At 73.4% G+C, this 22,086-nt stretch carries 23 protein-coding genes; 4 read left to right on the plus strand and 19 right to left on the minus strand.

Features of this window, described 5'->3' with window-relative positions:
• Positions 1-531: 531 nt before the first annotated feature.
• On the plus strand, positions 532-1,314 hold the full coding sequence (locus ACQ9ZG_RS05520; protein WP_028419892.1) for a DUF8842 C-terminal domain-containing protein: 783 nt from the start codon (positions 532-534) through the stop codon (positions 1,312-1,314).
• A gap of 137 nt (positions 1,315-1,451) precedes the next feature.
• Positions 1,452-1,778 carry a hypothetical protein gene (locus ACQ9ZG_RS05525; protein WP_028419891.1) on the plus strand — a complete coding sequence of 109 codons (327 nt, stop codon included), beginning with the start codon at positions 1,452-1,454 and terminating at the stop codon, positions 1,776-1,778.
• 67 nt (positions 1,779-1,845) lie between these two features.
• On the opposite strand, the gene der is transcribed toward ACQ9ZG_RS05525, so the two are convergent.
• From der to ACQ9ZG_RS05560, 7 genes are all read right to left on the minus strand, one after another.
• Entirely contained in the window at positions 1,846-3,315 is a 1,470-nt protein-coding gene (gene der / locus ACQ9ZG_RS05530) for a ribosome biogenesis GTPase Der (protein ID WP_109917170.1), read from the minus strand.
• A gap of 78 nt (positions 3,316-3,393) precedes the next feature.
• Entirely contained in the window at positions 3,394-4,050 is a 657-nt protein-coding gene (locus ACQ9ZG_RS05535) for a lysophospholipid acyltransferase family protein (RefSeq protein WP_084996214.1), read from the minus strand.
• A complete protein-coding gene (gene cmk, locus ACQ9ZG_RS05540; RefSeq protein ID WP_018488010.1) occupies positions 4,047-4,742 on the minus strand; it encodes a (d)CMP kinase in 696 nt (231 codons plus the stop codon). Before cmk ends, ACQ9ZG_RS05535 begins: the two co-directional genes overlap by 4 nt.
• Positions 4,743-4,972: 230 nt before the next feature.
• Complete coding sequence (locus tag ACQ9ZG_RS05545; protein ID WP_386698423.1) at positions 4,973-6,058, minus strand: prephenate dehydrogenase; 1,086 nt, start codon at positions 6,056-6,058, stop codon at positions 4,973-4,975.
• A complete protein-coding gene (gene aroH, locus ACQ9ZG_RS05550; protein WP_018488012.1) occupies positions 6,055-6,417 on the minus strand; it encodes a chorismate mutase in 363 nt (120 codons plus the stop codon). Before aroH ends, ACQ9ZG_RS05545 begins: the two co-directional genes overlap by 4 nt.
• Before the next feature lie 45 nt (positions 6,418-6,462).
• Positions 6,463-7,089 carry a TetR family transcriptional regulator gene (locus tag ACQ9ZG_RS05555; RefSeq protein ID WP_028419887.1) on the minus strand — a complete coding sequence of 209 codons (627 nt, stop codon included), beginning with the start codon at positions 7,087-7,089 and terminating at the stop codon, positions 6,463-6,465.
• A 6-nt stretch (positions 7,090-7,095) separates the two neighbouring features.
• Positions 7,096-7,458, minus strand: a complete 363-nt coding sequence (locus ACQ9ZG_RS05560; protein WP_018488014.1) for a DUF1304 domain-containing protein — start codon at positions 7,456-7,458, stop codon at positions 7,096-7,098.
• Between the two features lie 142 nt (positions 7,459-7,600).
• Here ACQ9ZG_RS05560 and ACQ9ZG_RS05565 point away from each other — a divergent pair, with 142 nt between their 5' ends.
• Together ACQ9ZG_RS05565 and ACQ9ZG_RS05570 are read left to right on the plus strand one after the other, a co-directional pair.
• Positions 7,601-8,038 (plus strand): Rieske (2Fe-2S) protein, encoded by a 438-nt coding sequence (locus tag ACQ9ZG_RS05565; RefSeq protein ID WP_109917173.1) that lies wholly within the window; start codon positions 7,601-7,603, stop codon positions 8,036-8,038.
• A 75-nt stretch (positions 8,039-8,113) separates the two neighbouring features.
• Positions 8,114-8,803, plus strand: a complete 690-nt coding sequence (locus ACQ9ZG_RS05570) for a nucleotidyltransferase domain-containing protein (protein WP_109917172.1) — start codon at positions 8,114-8,116, stop codon at positions 8,801-8,803.
• A 92-nt stretch (positions 8,804-8,895) separates the two neighbouring features.
• On the opposite strand, the gene ACQ9ZG_RS05575 is transcribed toward ACQ9ZG_RS05570, so the two are convergent.
• From ACQ9ZG_RS05575 to ACQ9ZG_RS05630, 12 genes are all read right to left on the minus strand, one after another.
• On the minus strand, positions 8,896-9,921 hold the full coding sequence (locus tag ACQ9ZG_RS05575; RefSeq protein WP_109917171.1) for an ADP-ribosylglycohydrolase family protein: 1,026 nt from the start codon (positions 9,919-9,921) through the stop codon (positions 8,896-8,898).
• Positions 9,918-10,682, minus strand: coding sequence for an NUDIX hydrolase (locus tag ACQ9ZG_RS05580; protein WP_136016154.1), 765 nt, complete (start codon positions 10,680-10,682; stop codon positions 9,918-9,920). The genes ACQ9ZG_RS05575 and ACQ9ZG_RS05580 overlap by 4 nt, the downstream gene beginning before the upstream one ends.
• Positions 10,679-11,761: an AAA family ATPase gene (locus tag ACQ9ZG_RS05585; protein ID WP_109917225.1), complete on the minus strand. Its 1,083-nt coding sequence runs from the start codon at positions 11,759-11,761 to the stop codon at positions 10,679-10,681. The genes ACQ9ZG_RS05580 and ACQ9ZG_RS05585 overlap by 4 nt, the downstream gene beginning before the upstream one ends.
• Positions 11,758-12,414, minus strand: coding sequence for a nicotinamide riboside transporter PnuC (gene pnuC, locus ACQ9ZG_RS05590; protein ID WP_084996206.1), 657 nt, complete (start codon positions 12,412-12,414; stop codon positions 11,758-11,760). Before pnuC ends, ACQ9ZG_RS05585 begins: the two co-directional genes overlap by 4 nt.
• 127 nt (positions 12,415-12,541) lie before the next feature.
• On the minus strand, positions 12,542-13,843 hold the full coding sequence (locus ACQ9ZG_RS05595; RefSeq protein WP_499280030.1) for a pseudouridine synthase: 1,302 nt from the start codon (positions 13,841-13,843) through the stop codon (positions 12,542-12,544).
• Entirely contained in the window at positions 13,843-14,499 is a 657-nt protein-coding gene (gene scpB / locus ACQ9ZG_RS05600) for an SMC-Scp complex subunit ScpB (protein WP_018488023.1), read from the minus strand. The genes ACQ9ZG_RS05595 and scpB overlap by 1 nt, the downstream gene beginning before the upstream one ends.
• Positions 14,492-15,631, minus strand: a complete 1,140-nt coding sequence (locus ACQ9ZG_RS05605) for a segregation and condensation protein A (protein WP_499280033.1) — start codon at positions 15,629-15,631, stop codon at positions 14,492-14,494. Before ACQ9ZG_RS05605 ends, scpB begins: the two co-directional genes overlap by 8 nt.
• 80 nt (positions 15,632-15,711) lie before the next feature.
• Positions 15,712-16,284 (minus strand): hypothetical protein, encoded by a 573-nt coding sequence (locus ACQ9ZG_RS05610; protein WP_499281572.1) that lies wholly within the window; start codon positions 16,282-16,284, stop codon positions 15,712-15,714.
• Positions 16,281-17,399: a ParA family protein gene (locus ACQ9ZG_RS05615; RefSeq protein WP_018488026.1), complete on the minus strand. Its 1,119-nt coding sequence runs from the start codon at positions 17,397-17,399 to the stop codon at positions 16,281-16,283. The genes ACQ9ZG_RS05610 and ACQ9ZG_RS05615 overlap by 4 nt, the downstream gene beginning before the upstream one ends.
• Before the next feature lie 368 nt (positions 17,400-17,767).
• Positions 17,768-18,883 carry an alanine dehydrogenase gene (ald, locus tag ACQ9ZG_RS05620; RefSeq protein ID WP_109917201.1) on the minus strand — a complete coding sequence of 372 codons (1,116 nt, stop codon included), beginning with the start codon at positions 18,881-18,883 and terminating at the stop codon, positions 17,768-17,770.
• A gap of 142 nt (positions 18,884-19,025) precedes the next feature.
• Positions 19,026-21,170 carry a tetratricopeptide repeat protein gene (locus tag ACQ9ZG_RS05625; RefSeq protein WP_499280034.1) on the minus strand — a complete coding sequence of 715 codons (2,145 nt, stop codon included), beginning with the start codon at positions 21,168-21,170 and terminating at the stop codon, positions 19,026-19,028.
• Positions 21,171-21,376: 206 nt separating this feature from the next.
• A complete protein-coding gene (locus ACQ9ZG_RS05630; protein ID WP_028419876.1) occupies positions 21,377-22,003 on the minus strand; it encodes an NUDIX domain-containing protein in 627 nt (208 codons plus the stop codon).
• Positions 22,004-22,086 lie beyond the last annotated feature (83 nt).

Consider the following 22,086-nt stretch of genomic DNA (forward strand, 5'->3'; position numbering starts at 1 on the left):
GTGACTGTATGTCCCGGTGGTTCACCACCTGTTCCGCCGCCCCGTTCCACCACCTCGAACGGGTCCGGAATCCGGGCGGATTCCGCCGTGGAATGCGTCGCACCCTCCGGTACCCCCGCCGCACCGCCGGAACCGCGGCTGACCAGCCCGTTCCCGGAAGCCGCGGGTCCGGATAACGCTCGGCGTCCGGTCCCCGCGCATTCGCCGGGGACGGCCGGTTGATTTCCCGGCCGCCTGTCCGCCCCCGTTCCGGCGCCGCATTCCTCCGTGCTTGACGTGGGAAATAGCGGGGAGGTTGCCTGCGTCCGGGGAAAATCTCCGGAGAATACGTCCGACCGCCCCGCCCAGTTCTCCGAGGGGCCGGAGGGCCGCTCCCCGAAGAGGCCGGGGGTCGACTCGTCGATGTAGCGATGAGTCGACATGCCCCTCACTTCCGTCCCCGCCGGTGCGTGACCCCGGCCGCGGATCGCCCGTTGTCTCTTCATGAGCCGGGAACTCCCCGGCCCACGCACCGAGTCCGAGGAGCCACCCGTGCCGCGCATGCTCGACGTCAGCCAGGACGTACGCGCCGAGATCGGCGACGACGAAGCCGACCGGCTGCTCGTCGGCGACGACACCCCCGGCAGCTACGACTGCACCTCCTGCCGCACCCCCGGCGACTCCGACCAGGAGCGCACCAGCACCGTGCTGTTCATCGGGGACGAGACGGCCGTGCTCGCGTTCGCCCACGCGACGTGCATCCCCTCGCAGGTCGTCAAGGTCGCGGAGGACCAGCTCCAGGGCGCGGTGCGCAGCATCACCGGCAGCGAGCAGAAGAATACGGAGGGGCGCATGCCCGAACAGGCCGTCCTCGGCATCACCAGCGGTCTCGTTCTCATCGAGGACGATGTCCGCCCGGCCCTGGTCGTCGAACCGACCGGCCCGGTCGCCCGGCCCGGCACCGACGGCAGCGGGGGCGACGAGTTCCTCCAGCTGCTGCTGGAGCAGGGCTTCCACCCGGCGCCGGACCTGCACACGCTGCCCGCGCCGCTGCCGGGCTGGTCGGTGCTGCTCGCCGTGGGCCAGCTGCACGCCGTGCTGCAGCCTGGCTCCGGCGGCGGGAACCCGGTCGCCTGGTGGCAGGCCCACCAGCCGCTCCAGGTCACCGACGGCTGGCGGGCCGCGGTCAACAAGTCGCAGCAGGTCCTGGTCTTCGCCGCCCCGGCCGGCACCATCGGCCAGCAGCCGCGCGAGGACCTGCTCCGGGACGCCCTGGAGAAGGCCGCGGTCAACGGGGTCCTGGTCGCCGCCTCGATGCCGCTGGCCGGGACCTGAGCATGTCCGCCCCGCTCGGGCACCCCCGCCGAACAGCGTTTTCTCCGGCGGAACCGCATCCGACGGGCGACGAGGTCGTTGGCACCTACGTGCACTCATACGACCCGTCCCGCCAGCACCAGAGCCAGATTCCTGCCATGCGTCCCGCGCAGGATCCATCGGCGGGTGCCTCCGCCACCCCGATCTACGACGCGCTGTACTCCGAGTACCGGCGCTCGTTCCGGGCGCTGCCGGGTGACCGGAGCGGTGAGGAGAACCTCCGCTTCCCGGCCTTCAGCGCGGGGTTCTTCGCCTCCCGGGCCCCGCTGCCCGGCCACCCGTCCCCACCCGGGTCCGCCCGGCAGACCGGGTCCGGCGGCGCCCAGAGCCACCACACCGGGACCCTCGGCTCCTGGCAGCGGGTGGGCCGGCACGCCGGGCGCCCCCGGCCGGCGGCGCTTCCGCCGGGCTCCCGGGAGTCCTGAGAGCGGGTACGGGAGAGCCCCGGCACGGTCCCTTCGTACGGGCCGTGCCGGGGCTCTCCCGTGTGCGCTACTTGTTGCGGCCGCGCTTCTCGCGGACCCGGACCGAGATGTGGATCGGGGTGCCCTCGAAGCCGAACTCCTCACGGAGCCGGCGCTCGACGAAGCGGCGGTAGCCGTGCTCCAGGAAGCCGGAGGCGAAGAGGACGAACCGGGGCGGCTTGGTGCCCGCCTGGGTGCCGAACAGGATGCGCGGCTGCTTGCCCCCGCGGATCGGGTGCGGGTGGGCGGCGACGATCTCGCCGAGGAAGGCGTTCAGCCGGCCGGTGGGGACGCGGGTCTCCCAGCCCTCGATCGCGGTCTCGATCGCCGGGACCAGCTTCTCCATGTGGCGGCCGGTGACGGCCGAGACGTTGACGCGCGGGGCCCAGGCGATCTGCGCCAGCTCCGTCTCGATCTCGCGCTCCAGGTAGTAGCGGCGCTCCTCGTCGAGGGTGTCCCACTTGTTGAAGGCGACGACGAGGGCGCGCCCCGCCTCCACGGCCATGGTGACGATCCGCTGGTCCTGGACGCTGATGGACTCGCCGGCGTCGATCAGGACGACGGCGACCTCGGCCTTCTCCAGGGCGGCGGCGGTCCGCAGCGAGGCGTAGTAGTCGGCGCCCTCCTGGAGGTGGACGCGGCGGCGGATACCGGCGGTGTCGATGAACTTCCAGGTGATGCCGCCGAGCGTGATCAGCTCGTCGACCGGGTCGCGGGTGGTCCCGGCCAGCTCGTTGACGACGACCCGGTCCTCCCCCGCGACCTTGTTGAGCAGGGAGGACTTGCCGACGTTCGGGCGGCCGATCAGGGCGATGCGGCGGGGGCCGCCGGGGGCGGTGCCGAACCTCTGGGCCGGGGCGTCCGGGAGCGCCTCCAGGACCGCGTCCAGCATGTCGCCGGTGCCGCGGCCGTGCAGCGAGGAGACCGGGTAGGGCTCACCGAGGCCGAGCGACCAGAGGGCGGTGGCGTCGGCCTCGCCGCTCTGGCCGTCGACCTTGTTGGCGCAGAGCACGACGGGCTTGCCCGCCCGGCGCAGCAGCTTGACGACGGCCTCGTCGGTGTCGGTGGCGCCGACGGTGGAGTCGACCACGAAGACCACGGCGTCGGCCGTCTCGATGGCGTACTCCGCCTGGGCGGCGACGGAGGCGTCGAGGCCCAGCACGTCCTGTTCCCAGCCGCCGGTGTCGACGACCTTGAACCGGCGTCCCGCCCACTCGGCCTCGTAGGTGACGCGGTCGCGGGTGACGCCGGGCTTGTCCTGCACGACGGCCTCGCGGCGGCCGATGATCCGGTTCACCAGGGTCGACTTGCCGACATTGGGGCGGCCGACGACGGCGAGCACGGGGAGCGGGCCGTGACCGGCCTCGCCGAGAGCGCCCTCGACCTCCTCGGCGTCGAAGCCCTCCTGCGCGGCAAGCTCCATGAACTCCGCGTACTCGGCATCGCCAAGCTCTCCGTGCTCGTGGTCCGAGCCGCCGGAGTGAATCTGGTCGTTCATGAAGTCCGTTCCTCTTTGCATCATCATCGATGGACCGCGATCAGCGCCGTCCACTACTCAAGTCAGGTCAAGTCTGGCCTATCGGCCGGTGAGGCGCTTGGCGCTCTCCAGGTGGGCGGTGAGCCGCTCCTGGATCCGCAGGGTCGCCTCGTCCAGCGCCTTGCGCGTCCGCCGCCCGTCACCCGCGGCCGCGTCGAAGGCGTCGCCGAAGACGACGTCGACCCGGCTGCGCAGCGGGGGCAGCCCCCGTATCAGCCGTCCGCGGCGCTCGGTGCTTCCCAGGACGGCGACGGGGACGATCGGCGCCCCGCCGCGTACCGCGAAGTACGCGAGTCCGGCCCGCAGCGAGGCGAAGTCGCCCTCGCCCCGGGTGCCCTCCGGGAAGATCCCGAGCGCCCCGCCGTCCGCCAGCACGCCCAGCGCGTGGCTGATGGCGGTGCGGTCGACGGTCGTACGGTCCACCTCGATCTGGCCGATCCCGTGCAGGAACGGGTCGAGGGGGCCGACGAACGCCTCCTTCTTGATCAGGAAGTGCACCGGCCGGGGCGCGGTGCCCATCAGCATCGGGCCGTCGATGTTGTGGGAGTGGTTCACCGCGAGGATGACGGGTCCGGCGGCGGGCACCCGCCACGCGCCGAGCACCCGCGGCTTCCAGAGCCCGTACATCAGGCCGATGCCGATCCGCCGCCCGACCGCGGCACCGCGCAGCGTCGGCGCCGCCGTGGCGTCGCTCACGCGGCGGTCCGCTTCTCCTCGACGAGGGTGACGACGCACTCGATGACCTGCTGGAGGGTCAGCTCGGTGGTGTCCACCTCGACGGCGTCGTCCGCCTTGGCGAGGGGGGAGGTCTTGCGGCCGGAGTCGGCGGCGTCCCGCCTGATCAGGGCCTCGCGGGTGGCCGCGAGGTCGGATCCCTTGACCTCACCGCTCCGGCGGGCGGCGCGGGCCTCCGGGGAGGCGGTGAGGAAGATCTTGATGTCGGCGTCGGGCAGCACGGTGGTGCCGATGTCCCGGCCCTCGACGACGATGCCGCCCTCGGCGCCCGCGGCGATGGAGCGCTGCAGCTCGGTGATGATCGTGCGCACCTCGGGGACCGCGCTGACCGCGCTGACCTTGGAGGTGACCTCCTGGGTGCGGATCGGGCCGGAGGCGTCCTCGCCGTCGACGGTGATCGTCGGGGCGGACGGGTCGGTGCCGGAGACGATCACCGGCTTGGCGGCGGCGGTGGCGATCTCGGCCGGGCTGGCGACGTCGATGCCGTTGTTCAGCATCCACCAGGTGATGGCCCGGTACTGCGCGCCCGTGTCCAGGTAGCTCAGGCCGAGCTTGGCGGCGACGGCCTTCGAGGTGCTCGACTTTCCGGTGCCGGAGGGCCCGTCGATGGCGACGATCACGGCGGAGCTTGCGGTTTCCACGGCGGTGGACACCTTCCTGGTACACGGGGTGGGGACGGACGGGCCACGGGAGGCCTCGTACCAGGTTACCGAGTGCGGGGCGCGGCCTTGTACCCCGTACGGCTCAGACCTGGGGACCGTACGGGGCGGCCGGCGCCCCCGGCGGGTGGGACGCGCGTGTCCCGTACGCCCCTGGGACGCGCCCCCGCCGGTCCGGGGTCAGGGTCCCGCCGGTGCGGGGCCACGTCCCCGTCCGTCCGGGGTCAGCCGCGGACGGACCAGCCGCGTTCGGTCAGGGCCGCCGCGAGCACGGGGGCCGCGCTCGGCTCGACCATGATCTGGACCAGGCCCGCCTGCTGCCCGGTGGCGTGCTCGATGCGGACGTCCTCGATGTTGACCCCGGCCCGGCCCGCGTCGGCGAAGATCGCGGCCAGCTCGCCCGGCTTGTCCCCGATGAGGACGGCCACGGTCTCGTAGGCGGCCGGGGCGGCTCCGTGCTTGCCCGGGACCCGGACCCGGCCCGCGTTGCCACGGCGCAGCACGCCCTCGATGGCGTCGGTGCCCGCGCGCCGCCGCTCCTCGTCCACGGAGTCCAGACCCCGCAGCGCGGTCACGGTCTCCGCCAGGTCGGCCGCGACCCCGGCCAGCACGTCCGCGACCGGGCCCGGGTTGGCGGAGAGGATCTCCACCCACATCCGGGGGTCGGAGGCGGCGATCCGGGTCACGTCCCGTATGCCCTGCCCGCAGAGCCGCACGGCGGACTCGTCGGCCTCCTCCAGCCGCGCGGCGACCATGGAGGAGATCAGCTGCGGGGTGTGCGAGACCAGGGCGACGGCCCGGTCGTGGGCGTCGGCGTCCATCACCACGGGCACGGCCCGGCAGAGCGCGACCAGCTCCAGGGCGAGGTTGAGGACCTCGGTGTCGGTCTCCCGGGTCGGGGTGAGGACCCAGGGGCGCCCCTCGAAGAGGTCGGCGGTGGCGGCGAGCGGGCCCGAGCGCTCCTTGCCCGCCATCGGGTGCGTACCGATGTACGGGGTGAGGTCGAGGCCCAGCGCCTCCAGCTCCCGGCGCGGGCCGCCCTTGACGCTGGCCACGTCCAGGTAGCCCCGGGCCACCCCGTCGCGCATGGCGGTGGCCAGGACGGTGGCGGTGTGGGCGGGCGGTACGGCGATCACGGCCAGGTCGACCGGCCCGGCGGGCGGCTCGTCGGTCCCGGCGCCGAGCGCGGCGGCGGTGCGGGCCGACTCGGGGTCGTGGTCGACGAGGTGGACGTGGATGCCACGTCCGGCCAGGGCCAGGGCGGCGGAGGTGCCGACGAGCCCGGTTCCGATGACGAGGGCGGTTCTCACTGGGCGATGTCCTTGCGCAGGGCGGCGGTGGCGCCGAGGTAGACGTGGCTGATCTCCGCGCGGGAGAGGTAGGTCTCGACGTGGGCGAGGAGCCGGACGACGCGGGGCATGGCCCCCTCGACGTCCAGCTCCTGGGCGCAGATCAGGGGGACGTCGACGATCCCGAGACCGCGCGCGGCGGCGGCCGGGAAGTCGCTGTGCAGATCGGGGGTGGCGGTGAACCAGATGCTGATCAGGTCGTCGGCGACCAGCTCGTTGCGCTCCAGGACGGCCGTGAGCAGCTCACCGACCCGCTCCTCCATGTGTCCGGCCTCGTCCCGCTCCAGCTGGACGGCGCCTCGGACCGCTCGTACCGCCACGTCCTGACTCCTCGCTCGTTCACTTCCGCGCTGCTCCTGATCACCCTAGAGGGGCTTCGCGGGGTCCGGCTGCCGCGCTCTCCAGGTGAGACGGGCGGTGGCGTGGACCGCGAGGAGCAGCTGCCAGATCCGGCCGGCGAGTTGCCCGGGGGTGGCGGTGATCTCCCCGTGCACCCAGTCGGCCAGCGTCCCGGTGAAGATTCCGGCCACCGCGCTCGCGGTGAGGTCGTGTCCGGGTTCCGCCGGGCGGCGGGCGTCCAGCTCGTCGAGGCTGCGCTGCCGCAGCTCCCGGTGGAGCCGTTCGCCGAGCGGCCCGCCGCCGCCTTCGCGCAGGAGGCCGCGGTAGACGGGCGCCCGGGCGTGGACGGAGGCGAGGAGGGCGGCGAGCGGGGCCGGGGGCGCGTCCGGGCCGGGCGGGGCGCCCTCCCAGGCGTGCAGGGCGTCGACCGCCTCGGTGACGACATCGGCGCAGGCGTCCACCGCGAGGGCGTTCAGGTCGTCGTAGTGGAGGTAGAAGGTGGCGCGTCCGACCCCGGCCCCGCGCACCACCTGCGCGACGCTGACCCGGTCGAGCGGCCGGTGCTCGCAGGCGGCGAGGAGGGCCGCCCGGAGCCTGGCCCGGGTGCGTGCGGTACGGGGGTCGGCGCTGCCGTCGGTGACCGCGGGCGTCAACGGGGCTCAGCCCGCGAGCAGGACCGCGCCGAGGGCGATCGCGGACGGTACGGCCTGGACGTAGAGGATCTTCCGGCTGACGGTGACGGCCCCGTAGACCCCGGCGACGACCAGGCAGCCGAGGAAGAAGACCTGGGCCTGGAAGGCGACGGGGTCGGCGGCGAGGAGGCCCCAGACCAGTCCGGCGGCCATGAAGCCGTTGTAGAGGCCCTGGTTGGCGGCGAGGGTGGCGCTCTCGCGGGAGAAGGCCGCGGTCGTACCGAAGGCCTTGCGGCCGCGGTCGGTGTCCCAGAGGAACATCTCCAGGACCAGGAAGTAGGCGTGGATCAGCGCGACGAGCGCGACCAGGGTCTGAGCTGCGATGTGCATGGCGAACGGCCTCCCGGGGCGATTTCCTGGACGACTGTACAGGAAGTACCTCCGGCCCGCCCGGTTGCTTCACCTCCGCGCTCCCCGCCGCCACCATGGCGGGCACGGATCCCCCCACTCACACCTGACAACTGGAGAGCCCATGAACGCACGGCGAAGGACGGTCCTGGCGGCGGGCGCGGCAGGGGCCGCCGCCCTGGTGACCGGCTGCGGATCGGACGCCGACGGGGGCGGTGGCGGGGACACGGCCGCCACCTCGCCCGGCACCTCCCCGGACGCCTCCCCCGGTGGCGGGCAGCAGCTCGCCTCGACCGAGGACATCCCGGTCGGCGGGGGCACGGTCTTCAAGGAGCAGAAGGTGGTGGTGACCCAGCCGGAGGAGGGCGAGTTCAAGGCGTTCTCCGCCGTCTGCACCCATGCGAGCTGCCTGGTCTCGACGGTCAGCGACGGCACCATCAACTGCCCCTGCCACGGCTCCAAGTTCTCCCTCACCGACGCGGCGGTCGAGGCCGGTCCGGCGACCCGCCCGCTGCCGGCCGAGCGGATCACGGTCACGGACGGGGCGATCCGGCTGGGCTGAGCAGCGGGGCCGCCCCCGCCCCGGCCGGGGATTTCCGGATGTGGCCCGGCCCGTCGTCCACGTACCCTCACGGCCATGATCACTCCCGCCGACGAGGCTCTCGTACGTGACCACACGGTCTACGCGTGTGTGATGGGCTCCCGCGCGTTCGGGCTGGCGACGCAGGACAGCGACACCGACCTGCGCGGGGTGTACGCCGCCCCCACCCCGCTGTTCTGGGGCTTCACCAAGCCCCCGACCCATGTCGAGGGCCCGGCCCCCGAGCAGTTCTCCTGGGAGCTGGAACGCTTCTGCGAGCTGGCGCTGCGGGCCAATCCGAATATGCTGGAGTGCCTGCACTCCCCGCTGGTGGAGTACGTGGACGCCACCGGCCGGGAGTTGCTCGCCCTGCGCGGGGCGTTCCTCTCCCGCCAGGCGCACACCACGTTCGTCCGCTACGCGCTGGGCCAGCGCAGAAAGCTGGAGGCGGACGTCCGGCTGTACGGGGAGCCCCGCTGGAAGCACGCCATGCACCTGCTCCGGCTGCTGGCGAGCTGCCGGGACCTGCTGCGCACCGGTGAGCTGCGCATCGAGGTGGGCGAGGCGCGCGGGGAACTGCTCGCGGTGAAGCGGGGCGAGGTGCCGTGGCCGGAGGTGGAGCGCCGGATGAACCGCCTGGCCGAGGAGAGCGAGGAGGCGGCGGAGTCCTCCCCGCTGCCGCCCGGACCGGACCGGGCGGCGGTGGAGGACTTCCTCGTACGGGTGCGGAGGGCGTCGGCACGGTAGTACGGGCGCGCCGGGGTGTCGGCCGGGGCGGGGCGCGGGCCGACCACCGGAAGGCCGGCCCGCGCCGGGGTGAGAGGAGTGGGTCTCGTCGCTCAAGCGTCCCAGAGCGCCGCCAGGGAGAGCAGGTCGCTCCGGTACTCGATGCGTTCCGACCACTCCTGGGGCCAGGCCCCCGCGCCCAGGTGGGCTCCGGCGAAGGCGCCCGCCAGGCAGGCGATCGAGTCGGAGTCGCCCCGGGTGCAGGCGGCCCGGCGCAGGGCGGTGAGCGGCTCCTCGGGGAAGAGCAGGAAGCAGTGCAGGGCGGTCGCGAGGGCCTCCTCGGCGATCCAGCCGTCGCCGGTGCGCTCGCACGGGTCGGTCTCCGGCGACGGGTCGCGCAGGGCCTCCTGGAGGGCGGCCAGGGCGTGTTGGCACTCGTCCCAGCCGCGGCTGATGAAGGCCTCGGGCGAGGTGTCCCCGGCGTACCGCCACAGGTCGCCCAGCCAGCGGGTGTGGTAGCGGCCGCTGTTCTCGTACGCGTAGCTGCGCAACTGGCCGATCAGGCCGAGCGGTTCGGCGCCCTGGGCGAGCAGGAGGACCGCGCGGGCGGTGAGGTCGGAGGCGGCGAGCGCGGTGGGGTGGCCGTGGGTGAGGGCGGCCTGCAGCTGGGCGGCCCCGGCACGCTGTTCGGTGCTGAGGCCGGGGACGAGGCCGATGGGCGCGACCCGCATGTTGGCGCCGCAGCCCTTGGAGTGCGTCTGGCTCACCTCCTGCCAGACGCCGGTGGTTTCCAGGAGGCGGCAGGCGGTGAGGCAGGTGGTGCCGGGGGCCCGGTTGTTGTCCGGCGAGTGGTACCAGGCGATGAACTCCCGGCGCACCGGGTCCACCATGCGCTCCGGCGTGAGCAGTCCGCTGTCCATGGCGGTGCGGATGGACCGGCCGAGCGCGATGGTCATCTGGGTGTCGTCGGTGACGAACGCGGGGGTCGGCAGCTCCATCCCCCGCCACGGGCCGCACTTGGCGAGGATCGAGGGCACGTCGTCGAACTCGGTGGGGAAGCCCAGCGCGTCACCGAGCGCGAGCCCGGTCAGCGAGCCGGTGGCCGCCTGCTTGGTCAGTCTCCGGGTGGCGATGGTCATGGCGTTCGTCCTTCCGGGCGGGAGAGGGGTGCGTCGGCGGGCTGCGGGCGGAGCAGGGGCGGGTGGAGGGTCGTGGCACGGCCCGCCCGGTGGAGCGCGGCCGGTTTGCCCCGGCCGCCCGTGCGGCGCGGGGGGCCGTCGACGGGCTGGACGAAGCCGGGCGCGCCCAGGACCTTGCGGCGGAAGTTGGGGCGGTCCAGTTCGACGCCCCACACCGTCTCGTAGACCTGCTGGAGTTCCCCGAGGGTGAACTCGGGCGGGCAGAACTCCGTGGCCAGGCAGGTGTATTCGAGCTTGGCGCCGATCCGGTCGCGGGCGTCGGCCAGGATCCGGTCGTGGTCGAAGGCGAGCGGTCCGGTGGCGCCCGCCGCCCACCATCGCGCGCTCGCCGCGTCGCCGCCGCCGCGCGGTTCGGGGAGGTCCGGCAGGAGGGCGGCGTACGCGACGGAGACGACCCGCATCCTCGGATCGCGGTCCGGGTCGGTGTAGGTGCGCAGCTGCTCCAGGTGGAGGGCGTCCACGGCGTCCGGGCCGAGTCCGGTCTCCTCGGCCAGTTCGCGGCGGGCGGCCTCGTCGGCGGACTCGCGGGGCAGGACGAAGCCGCCCGGCAGCGCCCAGCGCCCCCGGAAGGGGTCCTGGCCGCGCTCGACCAGCAGGACGTGGAGCGCCGCGTCCCGGACCGTGAAGACCGCGAGGTCGACGGTGACCGCGAACGGCGGGAAGGCGTGCGGGTCGTACCCCTCGGGTACGCCGGTGCTCATCGCTTCTCCGGGAGGGGTGCGGTGAAGTCCCAGCCGGTGGCGAGGAGTCCGTCCACGGCGGCGACGGCGGCGGCGAGCCGGGCCTCGGGCGGGCCGGTGATCTCGACGAACCGGCGTCCGGTGCGGGTGAGTTCGGCGCGGAAGCGGTCGGTCATCCAGGGGCGCAGCTCCTCGCCGTCGCGCAGCCCGTCGTCCTCGAAGGCGACGCCCTCGTGGTCGGTGAGGAGCCAGAGGTGGTGCGGGGCGGCCCGGTCCGCGATCTCCTCGACGAGGGGGTTGCGGCCGCCGACGTACCGCTCGTGCCAGACGGTGGTGGCGAAGGAGTCCGTGTCGCAGAAGAGGACCGGGGAGCCGGTGCGGGCGGCGGCCTCCTCGCGCTCGTTCTGGGTGCGGGCGATGGCGGGGAAGTCGTCGGTGGTGAAGGTGACGTCCTCCCAGACGGCTCCGGGCCACCGCTCGCGCAGCTCGGCGAGCTTGCGTTCGCTGTACTCGCGCCCGTACTCCGCGACGTACCCCGTCCGCGCCCAGACCCCGCCGCGGGCGCGGTAGTGGCCGGTGAGCGCCCGCGCCAGGGTGGTGGTGCCGGTGGACTCGGCGCCGAGGACCACGATCCGGCGGGCGAGGGCGGCCCGCACGGGCGGGCGGAGGAAGTCCCAGCAGCCGACGGGGTCCTTGCGGACGGCGGTGCCGGAGACCGGGAAGCGGGTGCGGTCGGGGTCGACGAGCACGGACGCGGCGCCGAAGCGGCGGCCCAGCTCCTCCCCGTACGCCTCCGAGGTGAAGACCGCGTCGACGCGGTCGGGGACGGCGGCGGTGAAGACGGCCATGTGCGCGTCCCAGACCGCCGGGTCGGTCACGTCCATGTGCGTGTCGTCGACCGCGCCGACCACCGTGACGTCCGGGTGCGCCTCGCGCATCCAGGCCACCCGGTCCGCGAGCGGGACGGACTCCACGGAGGCGGCGCAGACCAGCACGGTCAGCCGCTCACAGCGGTCCCGGGCGGTCTCGACGAGGTGGTGGTGGCCCGCGTGCGGCGGGTAGAACTTGCCGAGGACCAGGCCGTGTCCGTAGCGCTTCACGCGGCGGCCACCTCCAGCGGGCGGGCGGTGCGGGCGGTCAGGTCGCGGTGCCAGCTGCGCAGGCCGACGACGCAGAGCGCGAGGAACCCGGCGTACAGCAGCGAGGTCAGATACAGCCCCTTGTGGGCGTAGAGCGGGATGTAGACCACGTCCGCCGCGATCCAGAGCCACCAGGACTCCAGCCGCTTCCGGCACTGCCCGTACGTCGCCATCAGCGAGAGCGAGGTCGTCAGGGCGTCCCAGAACGGGACGGTGGAGTCGGTGGCCCGGGAGAGCAGCAGGGTGATCCCGGCGGTCCCCACCACCCCCGCCGCGAGCAGCCAGGCCCATTCGGTGCGGGTCGTCCTGCGCACCGGCAGGGTCGTGGTGCCTGGTCCACCCCCGTGGGTCCAGGTCCACCAGCCGTACGCGGCGAGGGTGATGAAGACGATCTGGAGGCCGGCGTCGGCGTACAGCCCGGCCTGGGCGAAGAGCAGGATGAAGAAGACGTTGTTGGCGATGCCGATCGGCCAGTTGGCGATGTGCTGGCGGGCCACCAGCCAGACGCAGAGCGCCCCGCTGCCGAAGCCCAGCACCTCGGTCCAGCTGACCGGGGTGTCCAGGACCGTCACCAGGGGCTGTTGCAGGGGATCGAGTATGTCCGCGAGGCTCACGGGCCCGCCTCCTTCTTAATAGTCACTCTGACTATAAAGGGTGGGCGGAGGCGGCAAAAGGCCCGCGGCCGGTTCTGTTCGGGAAAGTTCGAACAGAACCGGCCGCGGGCCGTGGAGAAGAGCGCTGCTAGAGGCCGACCTCGCGCATCAGCATGCCGACCTCGGTGTTGGTGAGGCGGCGCAGCCAGCCGGACTTCTGGTCGCCCAGCGGGATCGGCCCGAAGGACGTCCGCACCAGCCGCTCGACCGGGAAGCCCGCCTCGGCCAGCATCCGGCGCACGATGTGCTTGCGGCCCTCGTGGAGGGTGACCTCGACCAGGTAGTTCTTGCCGGTGTTCTCGACGACCCGGAAGTGGTCGGCGCGGGCGTACCCGTCCTCCAGCTGGATGCCGTCCTTGAGCCGCTTGCCGAGGTCGCGCGGCAGGGGGCCCTGGACGGCGGCCAGGTAGGTCTTCTTCACTCCGTACTTGGGGTGCGTGAGGCGGTGGGCCAGCTCACCGTGGTTGGTGAGCATGATGATGCCCTCGGTCTCGGTGTCGAGCCGGCCGACGTGGAACAGCCGCGTCTCGCGGTTGGTCACGTAGTCGCCGAGGCACTGGCGGCCGTCCGGGTCCTCCATCGAGGAGACGACGCCCGCGGGCTTGTTCAGCGCGAAGAAGAGGTACGACTGGGCGGCGACGGTCAGCCCGTCGACCTTGATCTCGTCCTTGTGGACGTCGACGCGCATGCCCTGCTCGACGACGATCTCGCCGTTGACCTCGACGCGGGCCTGCTCGATCAGCTCCTCGCACGCGCGGCGCGAGCCCATGCCGGCCCGGGCGAGGACCTTCTGCAGCCGCTCGCCCTCCTGCTCGGCGCCCGGGTGGGTCTTGGGGAGCTTGATGTCGGGCTTGTTCGCGTACCGGTCGCGGTTGCGCTGCTCGATCTTGGCGTCCAGCTCGCGGGGGCGGGCCGGGGCGCCTCGACGGGGGCCACCGCTGCGGCCGCCGCCGCCCTGTGCGGGCTTGGGGCCGCCCTTGGCGCCGCCGCGGGCCGCCGCGCCACGGCCCTTGCGGGGGCCGTCCTGGCCGTCCCGGGCGCCGGGGGCGTCGTTGCCCACGTCGTAGCGGCGCTCCTCGGGGCGGGGGCGGCGGGGGCGCTGCTCCTGCTCGTCGCGGCCGCCCTGGTAGCTGCCACGCCCGTCCTGGGAACGTCCGCCCTGCGAGCCCGAACGCCCGCCCTGGCCGAAGGGCCGGCCACCCTGGCCGCCGGGACGCCCGCCCTGGCTGCCGCCGCGTCCGCCCTGACCGCCGGAGGGACGACCACCCTGGCCGCCGGGACGCCCGCCCGAGGCTCCGGGCCGCCCGCCCTGGCCGCCGCCGCCCTGGCCGCCGCTCCGGCCGCCCTGACCGCCGCTGCCGCTTCCGCTGTTCCTGCCACTGCTTCGCATCAAAATTCCGTCTTGTCGTCTGCGTGAGTATCCGGGGTGTCCGGTGCGTCCGGATCGAACGACGGCACACCCTCTAGCGTCTCAGCCTCGATCGCGTCCGCCTCCGGGAGGAAGGGCGCGAGCTCCGGGAGCTCGTCCAGGCCTCGCAGGCCCATGCGCTCCAGAAAGTAGTTCGTCGTCCTGTACAGGATCGCACCTGTTTCGGGTTCCGCGCCCGCCTCGGCCACCAGACCCCTCTGGAGGAGGGTCCGCATGACGCCGTCGCAGTTCACCCCGCGCACCGCCGAGACCCGCGACCGGCTCACCGGCTGCCGGTAGGCGACCACCGCCAGGGTCTCCAGCGCGGCCTGGGTGAGCCGCGCGTGCTGGCCGTCCAGGACGAAGCCCTCGACGGCCGCCGCGTACTCCGGGCGGGTGTAGAACCGCCACCCGCCCGCGACGAGCCGCAGGTCGAAGCCCCGGCGCTGCGCGGTGTACTCGTCGGCCAGCTCCCGCAGCGCGTCCGCGACGGCCCGCCGGGGCCGCTGGAGCACCTTGGCCAGCTGGTCGACGGTGGCGGGCTCGTCGACGACCATCAGGACCGCTTCGAGGGCGGGCTTCAGGTCGAGCGAGGCGACCGCGCCCGTACCGTCCCCCTGGACCGGCTGCTCACTCATCCCGTACGTCCTCCTCCTGCTCGGCCGTCCCGTTCGGCTCCTGGTCGAACTCGTCCGTCACCACCGGCTCCGCGCCCTCCCCGCCGCACCAGGTCACCAGCAGGTCGCCCAGCGCCTCGTCCTGGTCCAGGGTGACGGCCTTCTCCCGGTACAGCTCCAGCAGGGCCAGGAAGCGGGCCACCACGGTGAGGGTGTCCGGCGCGTCCTCGGTGAGGATCCGGAAGCTGACCGCCGCCCCGGCCGCCCGCAGCCGCTCCACCACGAGGCCCGCCTGTTCCCGCACGCTGACCAGGGGGGCGTGGATGTGGTCCACGTACACCTGGGGCCTGGGCTTCGGCTGCATCGCCTTGACCGCCAGCTTCGCGAACCCCTCGGGCCCGATGCTGATGACCACCTCGGGCAGCAGCTCCGCGTGGTGGTCCTCCAGGCCGACGGTACGGGGGTGGCGGCGGGCCTCCGCCTCCAGCCGGCCGCTGAAGATGTCGGCGATCTGCTTGTACGCCCGGTACTGGAGCAGCCGGGCGAAGAGCAGGTCCCGCGCCTCCAGGAGCGCCAGGTCCGCCTCGTCCTCCACCTCGGCGGCGGGCAGCAGCCGGGCGGCCTTGAGGTCGAGCAGGGTGGCGGCGACGACCAGGAACTCGGTGGTCTGGTCGAGGTCCCAGTCCGGGCCCATGGCGCGGATGTGCGCCATGAACTCGTCGGTGACCTTGGAGAGCGCGACCTCGGTGACGTCCAGCTTGTGCTTGGAGATCAGCTGGAGGAGCAGGTCGAAGGGCCCCTCGAAGTTCACCAGCCGGACGGTGAACCGCTTGTCGTCGCCTTCACGCTCCGGCGCGTCCCCCGGTCCCGGCGAGTTCTCCGGTACGTCCCCGGGCTCCGGTGCCGTCTCCGCTGCGGTGTCCGGCTCCCGTACGTCCTCCGGCTCCGGCAGGGGGGCCGTCCCGGGCTCCCGTACGGCCTCCGGCTCGGGCACCCGCTCGGGCGCGTCCTCCGGTGCCTCCGGTGCTTCCGGTACGGGAACGGCTTCTGGTCCCCGTACGGCCTCCGGCTCCGGCGCGGGCGGTTCCGCCACTCCCGGCCCCCGCCCCAGGGCACGGCGGCGCGGGGCGGTGGGGTCGGGGGGCGTCGGCATGGTGGTCCAGGGGTGGTGCGGGGAGCGGAGGGCCCGCCGGGTCGGCGGGTCCCTCCGGCAGGCTACCGGCGGGGCGCCGGTCAGCGGCCGCGCAGCCGCCGTACGAGGATGCTCGCGTCGCCCCGGGACTCCAGGTCGGCGAGGACCACCGCCACCGCCTCACGGACGATCCGGCCGCGGTCGACGGCGAGGCCGTGCTCGCCGCGCAGGACGAGCCGGGCGTGTTCGAGGTCCATCAGCTCCTCGGCGGAGACGTAGACCGTGATCTTCTCGTCGTGGCGCTCCCGGCCGCTGGGGCGGCGGTTCGCCCCGCGTCCGGTGCCGCGCCTGCGCTGCTGCTGGACGGCCGCCGACTGCTCCGCCGGCCCGGTGGCCGCGGTCCGGTCGCCGGCCGGGGCGGACGCGGGAGCGGCGGGGGCAGCGGCGGCGGTCCGGCGGTCGCCCTCGCCGCCCCGGGCGCGCGTGTCGTCGGCGTCGGCGGAGGCGTGCTCCTCACCGGTCCCGGGCCGGGCCGCGGGGTCGCTCTCCCCCGCCGGTGCGGGCACCCGCGGTTCGCCGTTCGCCTTGCGTCGCCGGTCCGCCGGGGAGGAGGGCTGCAGGCCCATGCCTCCCCCGGTCGTACGGAACAGTTCGTCGGCCCCGGGCAGACTCACTCGGCGTGACACCGGGCGAGCACCTCCCTGGCGAGCTGGCGATAGGCGGCGGCACCGACCGAGTTGGAGGCGTAGGTGGTGATGGGCTCACCGGCGACCGTGGTCTCCGGGAAGCGGACCGTGCGCCCGATGACGGTGTGGTAGACGTGCTCGTCGAAGGCCTCGACGACGCGGGCGAGGACCTCGCGGCTGTGCACCGTGCGGGAGTCGTACATCGTGGCGAGGATGCCGTCGAGTTCCAGCTCGGGGTTGAGCCGCTCCTGGACCTTCTCGATGGTCTCGGTGAGCAGCGCCACCCCGCGCAGCGCGAAGAACTCGCACTCCAGCGGCACTATGACCTTGTGGGCCGCCGTCAGGGCGTTGACGGTGAGCAGGCCGAGCGAGGGCTGACAGTCGATCACGATGTAGTCGTAGTCGGCCATCAGCGGCTTCAGGGCGCGCTGGAGGGTGGACTCGCGGGCCACCTCGCTGACGAGCTGCACCTCGGCGGCCGAGAGGTCGATGTTGCTCGGCAGCAGGTCCATGTTGGGGACGGCGGTCTTGAGCAGGACCTCGTCCGCCGCCATGCCCCGCTCCATGAGCAGGTTGTAGACGGTGAGGTCCAGCTCCATCGGGTTGACCCCGAGGCCGACGGAGAGGGCGCCCTGCGGGTCGAAGTCGACGAGCAGGACACGGCGGCCGTACTCGGCGAGCGCGGCACCCAGGTTGATGGTCGACGTGGTCTTGCCGACGCCGCCCTTCTGGTTGCACATCGCGATGATCTTCGCGGGGCCGTGGTCGGTCAGGGGACCCGGGATCGGGAAGTACGGCAGGGGCCGTCCGGTGGGGCCGATGCGCTCGCGGCGCTGGCGCGCGGCGTCGGGCGCGAGCGTGGCCGCGTACTCCGGGTCGGGCTCGTACTCGGCGTCGGGGTCGTAGAAGTGCCCCTCGGGCACCTCGGCGAAGTCGGCGAAGCGGTCGGTGTTCCGGCCACTCTCGTTGCCGGCCGTGGCGTTCACGTGTAGGCCGTCCATCATCTGGGGGGCTGTCGTCATGTGCTGTTGGGTGGCGAAGGTGCGGACCGCGACGGAGCCGACAGCTTCGAGCCCGATCGGGCTCAGACCCCGTGCAGGCATCCCTGGTTGACCACCCCCGGGAGTAATTGTCGACTCATTCACAAGTCGTCTTACCTCCTTGGACGTGACCAGGAAACTTATCGATAGGTCAGCGTGGCACCATGCCGACGATTGGCGACTCTATGGCGTGTCACCGGTCCGCAGCAACACAATCCGCCGGACCCGGCCCGATGTGTCGGCAATCGAACACCCCGCTGTCAAGGGTGCACAGCGAGCAAGCCGCACATTTCGCCGCAGCACGAAACGGGTAAAGGGTTACGTTCGAGGCGAGTTGCGCACGGGCCCCACGGACCCCGGTACGCGTCCGGCCGGACCTTGCTCGGCAAGGTCCGGCCGGAGTCCCGATGTTGACGGGGGATGTTGACCCGTCAGCCGAGCAGAGCGCTCAGCTCGACGTGCGGGAGACCGTGCGCCTCGGCCACCTCTCGGTAAACGACCTGCCCCTCATGGGTGTTGAGGCCCTTGGCCAGGGCGGCGTCGCGGCGCAGGGCGTCGGCCCAGCCGCGGTTCGCCAGCTCCACGATGTAGGGAAGCGTGGCGTTGGTGAGCGCGTAGGTGGAGGTGTTCGGGACCGCGCCGGGCATGTTGGCGACGCAGTAGAAGACCGATCCGTGGACCTGGAAGGTCGGCTCGGCGTGGGTGGTCGGGTGCGAGTCCTCGAAGCAGCCGCCCTGGTCGATCGCAATGTCGACAAGGACACTTCCGGGCTTCATCTTGGCGACCAGCTCGTTGGTGACCAGCTTCGGGGCCTTGGCCCCGGGGATGAGCACGGCGCCGATGACGAGGTCGGCCTCGACGACGGCCTTCTCCAGCTCGAAGGCGTTGGAGACGACGGTCTTCACCTTGGTGCCGAAGATCTTGTCGGCCTCGCGGAGCTTGTTGATGTCGCGGTCGAGCAGCGTGACGTGGAAGCCGAGGCCCACGGCGATCTGCGTGGCGTTCCAGCCGGAGACACCGCCGCCGATGACGACGGCCTCGCCGGCGTGGGTGCCCGGGACGCCGCCGGGGAGCACACCCCGGCCGCCGACCGAGCGCATCAGGTGGTACGCGCCGACCTGCGGGGCGAGGCGGCCCGCGACCTCGGACATCGGGGCGAGCAGCGGGAGCGCACGGCCCGCGGTCTCGACCGTCTCGTACGCGATGGCGGTGGTGCCGGAGGCCAGCAGCGCGTCGGTGCACTCGCGGGAGGCGGCCAGGTGCAGGTACGTGAAGAGCGTCTGGTCCTTGCGGAGGCGGTGGTACTCCTCGGCGACCGGCTCCTTGACCTTGAGCAGCAGGTCGGCGGCGGCCCAGACCTCGTCGGCGGTGGCCAGGATCCGCGCGCCGGCGGCGACGTACTCCTCGTCCGGGATGGACGAGCCGACGCCGGCGTCGCGCTCGATGACGACCTCGTGGCCGTGGCGGACGAGCTCGTGCACTCCGGCGGGGGTGATCGCCACCCGGAACTCGTTGTTCTTGACTTCGCGGGGGATGCCGACCTTCACGTCGATCACGGTCCTTGGCTCGGAGGGTAATCCGGACACAGCGGTGCATACCGGATAGGTACATCATAAATGGAGACGCCACGGAGTAACGCGGCAGAGCCAGTCTAATGAAGGACTTCGCGCTGTCTAGCCTTACAAAGCCTTAATTTTCCACCGAAGCACTGCGGATTTCGTAGGCAGAACCCTCCTCTCCCAGCAATCTGTCAGCGGCGGACCGGTGCAGCCGGGCCGCCGCCGGATCACCGAGCCGGTCCAGGGTGTCGGCCAGCCGGAGCTGGAGCGCCGCCTGAAGCCGCACGTCATCGGCGTGACGGGCCAGCTCGGCCGCCTCCCGGCAGGTCTGCAGCGCCTCGTGGGGCCGCCCCGCGTACTCCTGGACCCGGGCCGCCTCGCTGAGCGCCCGCGCCTGGGCCGGCAGGTCGCCGAGCCGGCGGTGGCCCGCGGCGGCGGCCCGCCAGTTCCGCAGCGCCTCGCCGTAGCGCCCCGCGTAGCTGTGGACGGCCCCGAGCCGCCCGTAGAGCCGCGCCTCGTCGGCCCGCTCGCCCTGGGTGAGCCGCTGGGCGAGGGCCCGGCCGTACCAGTCGGAGGCCCGGTGGAAGTCGCCCAGCTCGGCGTACGTACTGCCTACGGATTCCATCGCGCGGCCCGTCGCGTACAGGTCACCGGCGGCCCGTCCGGCGTCCAGGGCGGCCCGGTAGCGGGTCAGGGCGTCACGGGGGCGGCCGGTCCGGGCGTCCAGGTCCGCCAGGTTCAGCAGGGCCGCCGCCTGCTCGCGGGGCAGGTCGCGGCGCTCGGCCACGTCCAGGACCAGGCCGTGCAGCCCGTACAGCTCGGGGGCGGCGGCCTCGGTGCCCCGGTGTGCGGCGAGCGCCCGGACCAGGGCGGCGATCAGGCGGCGGGCCAGGGTGTCCAGCTCACCGTCGGCCACGGCGAGCCGGGCGGAGGCCAGCAGGGCGGGCTGGCGCAGCCGCAGCCAGACGCCCGCCTCCTCGGCGTTGGGGAAGCGCAGGGAGCGGGGCAGGCCCGCCAGCCTGCGGTGGGCGGTGGTGCCCTCCGGTTCGGTGACCGCCCGGCAGGCCTGGAGCCTCCGTACGGTCCGCTCCAGCATCCTGGCGCGGGCGAGCTGGATCTCGGCGGGGCGGTCGCGCTCCTCCAGCAGGGCCCGCAGCATCGGGGCGAGGCAGCCGGGGATGCCGTACTGGGGGTGGGCGGCGCCGTCCGTGCGCAGCAGCCCGAGCTTCACGAAGTCGTCCAGGGTCTTCTCGGCGGCCGAGACCGAGCAGCCGGCCAGCGCGGAGGCCGTGTGGGCGTCGGCGAGTCCGGCGGGCGCGAGGGCGAGCAGCCGCAGTATCCGGGCGGCGGCCTGCGGCAGCGCGTCGTGGACCAGGCGGAAGGCGCGGGCCAGCGGGCGCGCGCCGGCGGGCTGGGGGTCTCCGGAGTCCGGGAGGTCGTGGAGCTGCTTGGTGACGTCCGCGACGGAGGCCATCGGGCGGGTGGCCAGCCAGCCGCCGATCAGGGTGAGAGCGGCGGGCTGCCCCCCGCACTCCTCGGCCAGGGTCTCGGCGGTGCGCGGGTCGACGGTGATGCGGACCTGGCCGATGGCGCGCGCCAGCAACCGGACGGCGGCGCCCGCCTCAAGGCCGCCGAGGGTGCAGGGCCGGACGTCGGGGATGCCGGTGAGCGGGCCGGTGGCGGTGGCGACGACCAGGCAGTCCGGGTTCTCCGGGAGCAGCGGGTCGACCTGTTCGGCGTCGGCCGCGTCGTCGAGCAGCAGGACGAGACGGCGTACGGCGAGGGCCTCGCGGACCATCTCGGACAGCTCGTCCTGGTCGGCGCCGGGCGGGACGGCGAGCCCGAGCAGTCCGAGGATCTCGGCCGCGGTGCGTTCGGTGGGGACGGGGTCGCCGCCGGGTTCGGTGAGGCCGACCCGGAGCACCCCGTCCGGGTAGTCGCCGCAGCCCGTACCGGCAACGGCCCACGGCAGCGCGCCCGTTCCGGTCGCGGGCCCGGAGGCGTCGGCGGGGCCCGCCCCCGTTCCCGTGAGGGCGCCCGCGAGTTCGGCCGCGAGGGCGCTGCGGCCGGAGCCGGGGCGGCCGGCGATGAGGAGCACCCGGGCGCGGGGCGCCTTGCGGCCGGCCAGGGTGTCCAGGCCGACGCGTTCGATGTCGGCCCTCAGGGCCTTCAACTCCCGTTCCCGGCCGAAGAATCGGGGCGGGGCGGCGCCGGGCGGCTCCTGGGTCCCCGCAGCTTCGGCCGGGCCGCTGGTGTCCACCGCCTGATCGGTCACGGGCCACGCTCCACTTCGCTGCACGCGGTGCCCCGCCGGAGCTCCGGTCGGGGCCTTTCGAGCGTAGTTCAGCGGCGGTGTGGATCACTGCCGAGCGGCGCCGACCACGGGGCAAACATCCCTCGATCGGATCAGCATCTCTTCTGATTGTCCGACTGCATCCGGCCACCTCCGGCCGATGGGCCGGGAGCGGGGCCGACGGTCCGTCAGGCCTCGAACGGGCGGGCCGGCCAGGGCGCGTCGGCCGGGCGGAGCGAGTCGACGCCGTCGCCCGCGCGGGCGGCGGTGAGCGCGAGCACCCCGACGACCAGGCAGTTGTTGTGCAGGTCGCCCGCGATCACCGAGCGGACCAGCTCGGGCAGCGGGATCCGGGCCTGCTCCATGTCGGCCTCCTCCTCGGAGACCTCGAACCGCTCGCCCTCCACATCGGAGAGGCCCCGGGCGAGGAAGATCCGTACGGCCTCGTCGCAGCCGCCGGGCGTGGTGTAGACGTCGGTCAGCACCCGCCACTCCTCGGCCTTGACGTGTGCCTCCTCGTACAGCTCGCGCTGGGCGGCGTGCAGCGGGTTCTCGCCGGGGACGTCCAGCAGCCCGGCGGGGATCTCCCAGAGCCGCTGGCGGACCGGGTGGCGGTACTGGCGTACGACGATGACCTGGTCGTCCTCGTCGATCGCGAGGACGGCGACGGAGCCGGGGTGGACCTGGTAGTCGCGGCCGTGGACGGAACCGTCCGGCATCACCACCTGGTCGGTGCGGACGCTGGTCTTGTTGCCCGTGAAGGGGGTGACGGTCGCCGTGACCTGCCACTCCTCGGGCGTGTCCTGGATCCCCATGTGCGTCCTCCCACGTGCCCTGTACCGAAACGAGAAACCGGGGTACGGGTCCCACGAGCGGGACCCGTACCCCGGTCAACCGT

Origin of the sequence: Streptomyces araujoniae (assembly GCF_050871195.1) — a bacterium.
In the GTDB taxonomy this organism is placed as follows: Bacteria; Actinomycetota; Actinomycetes; order Streptomycetales; family Streptomycetaceae; genus Streptomyces; species Streptomyces bacillaris.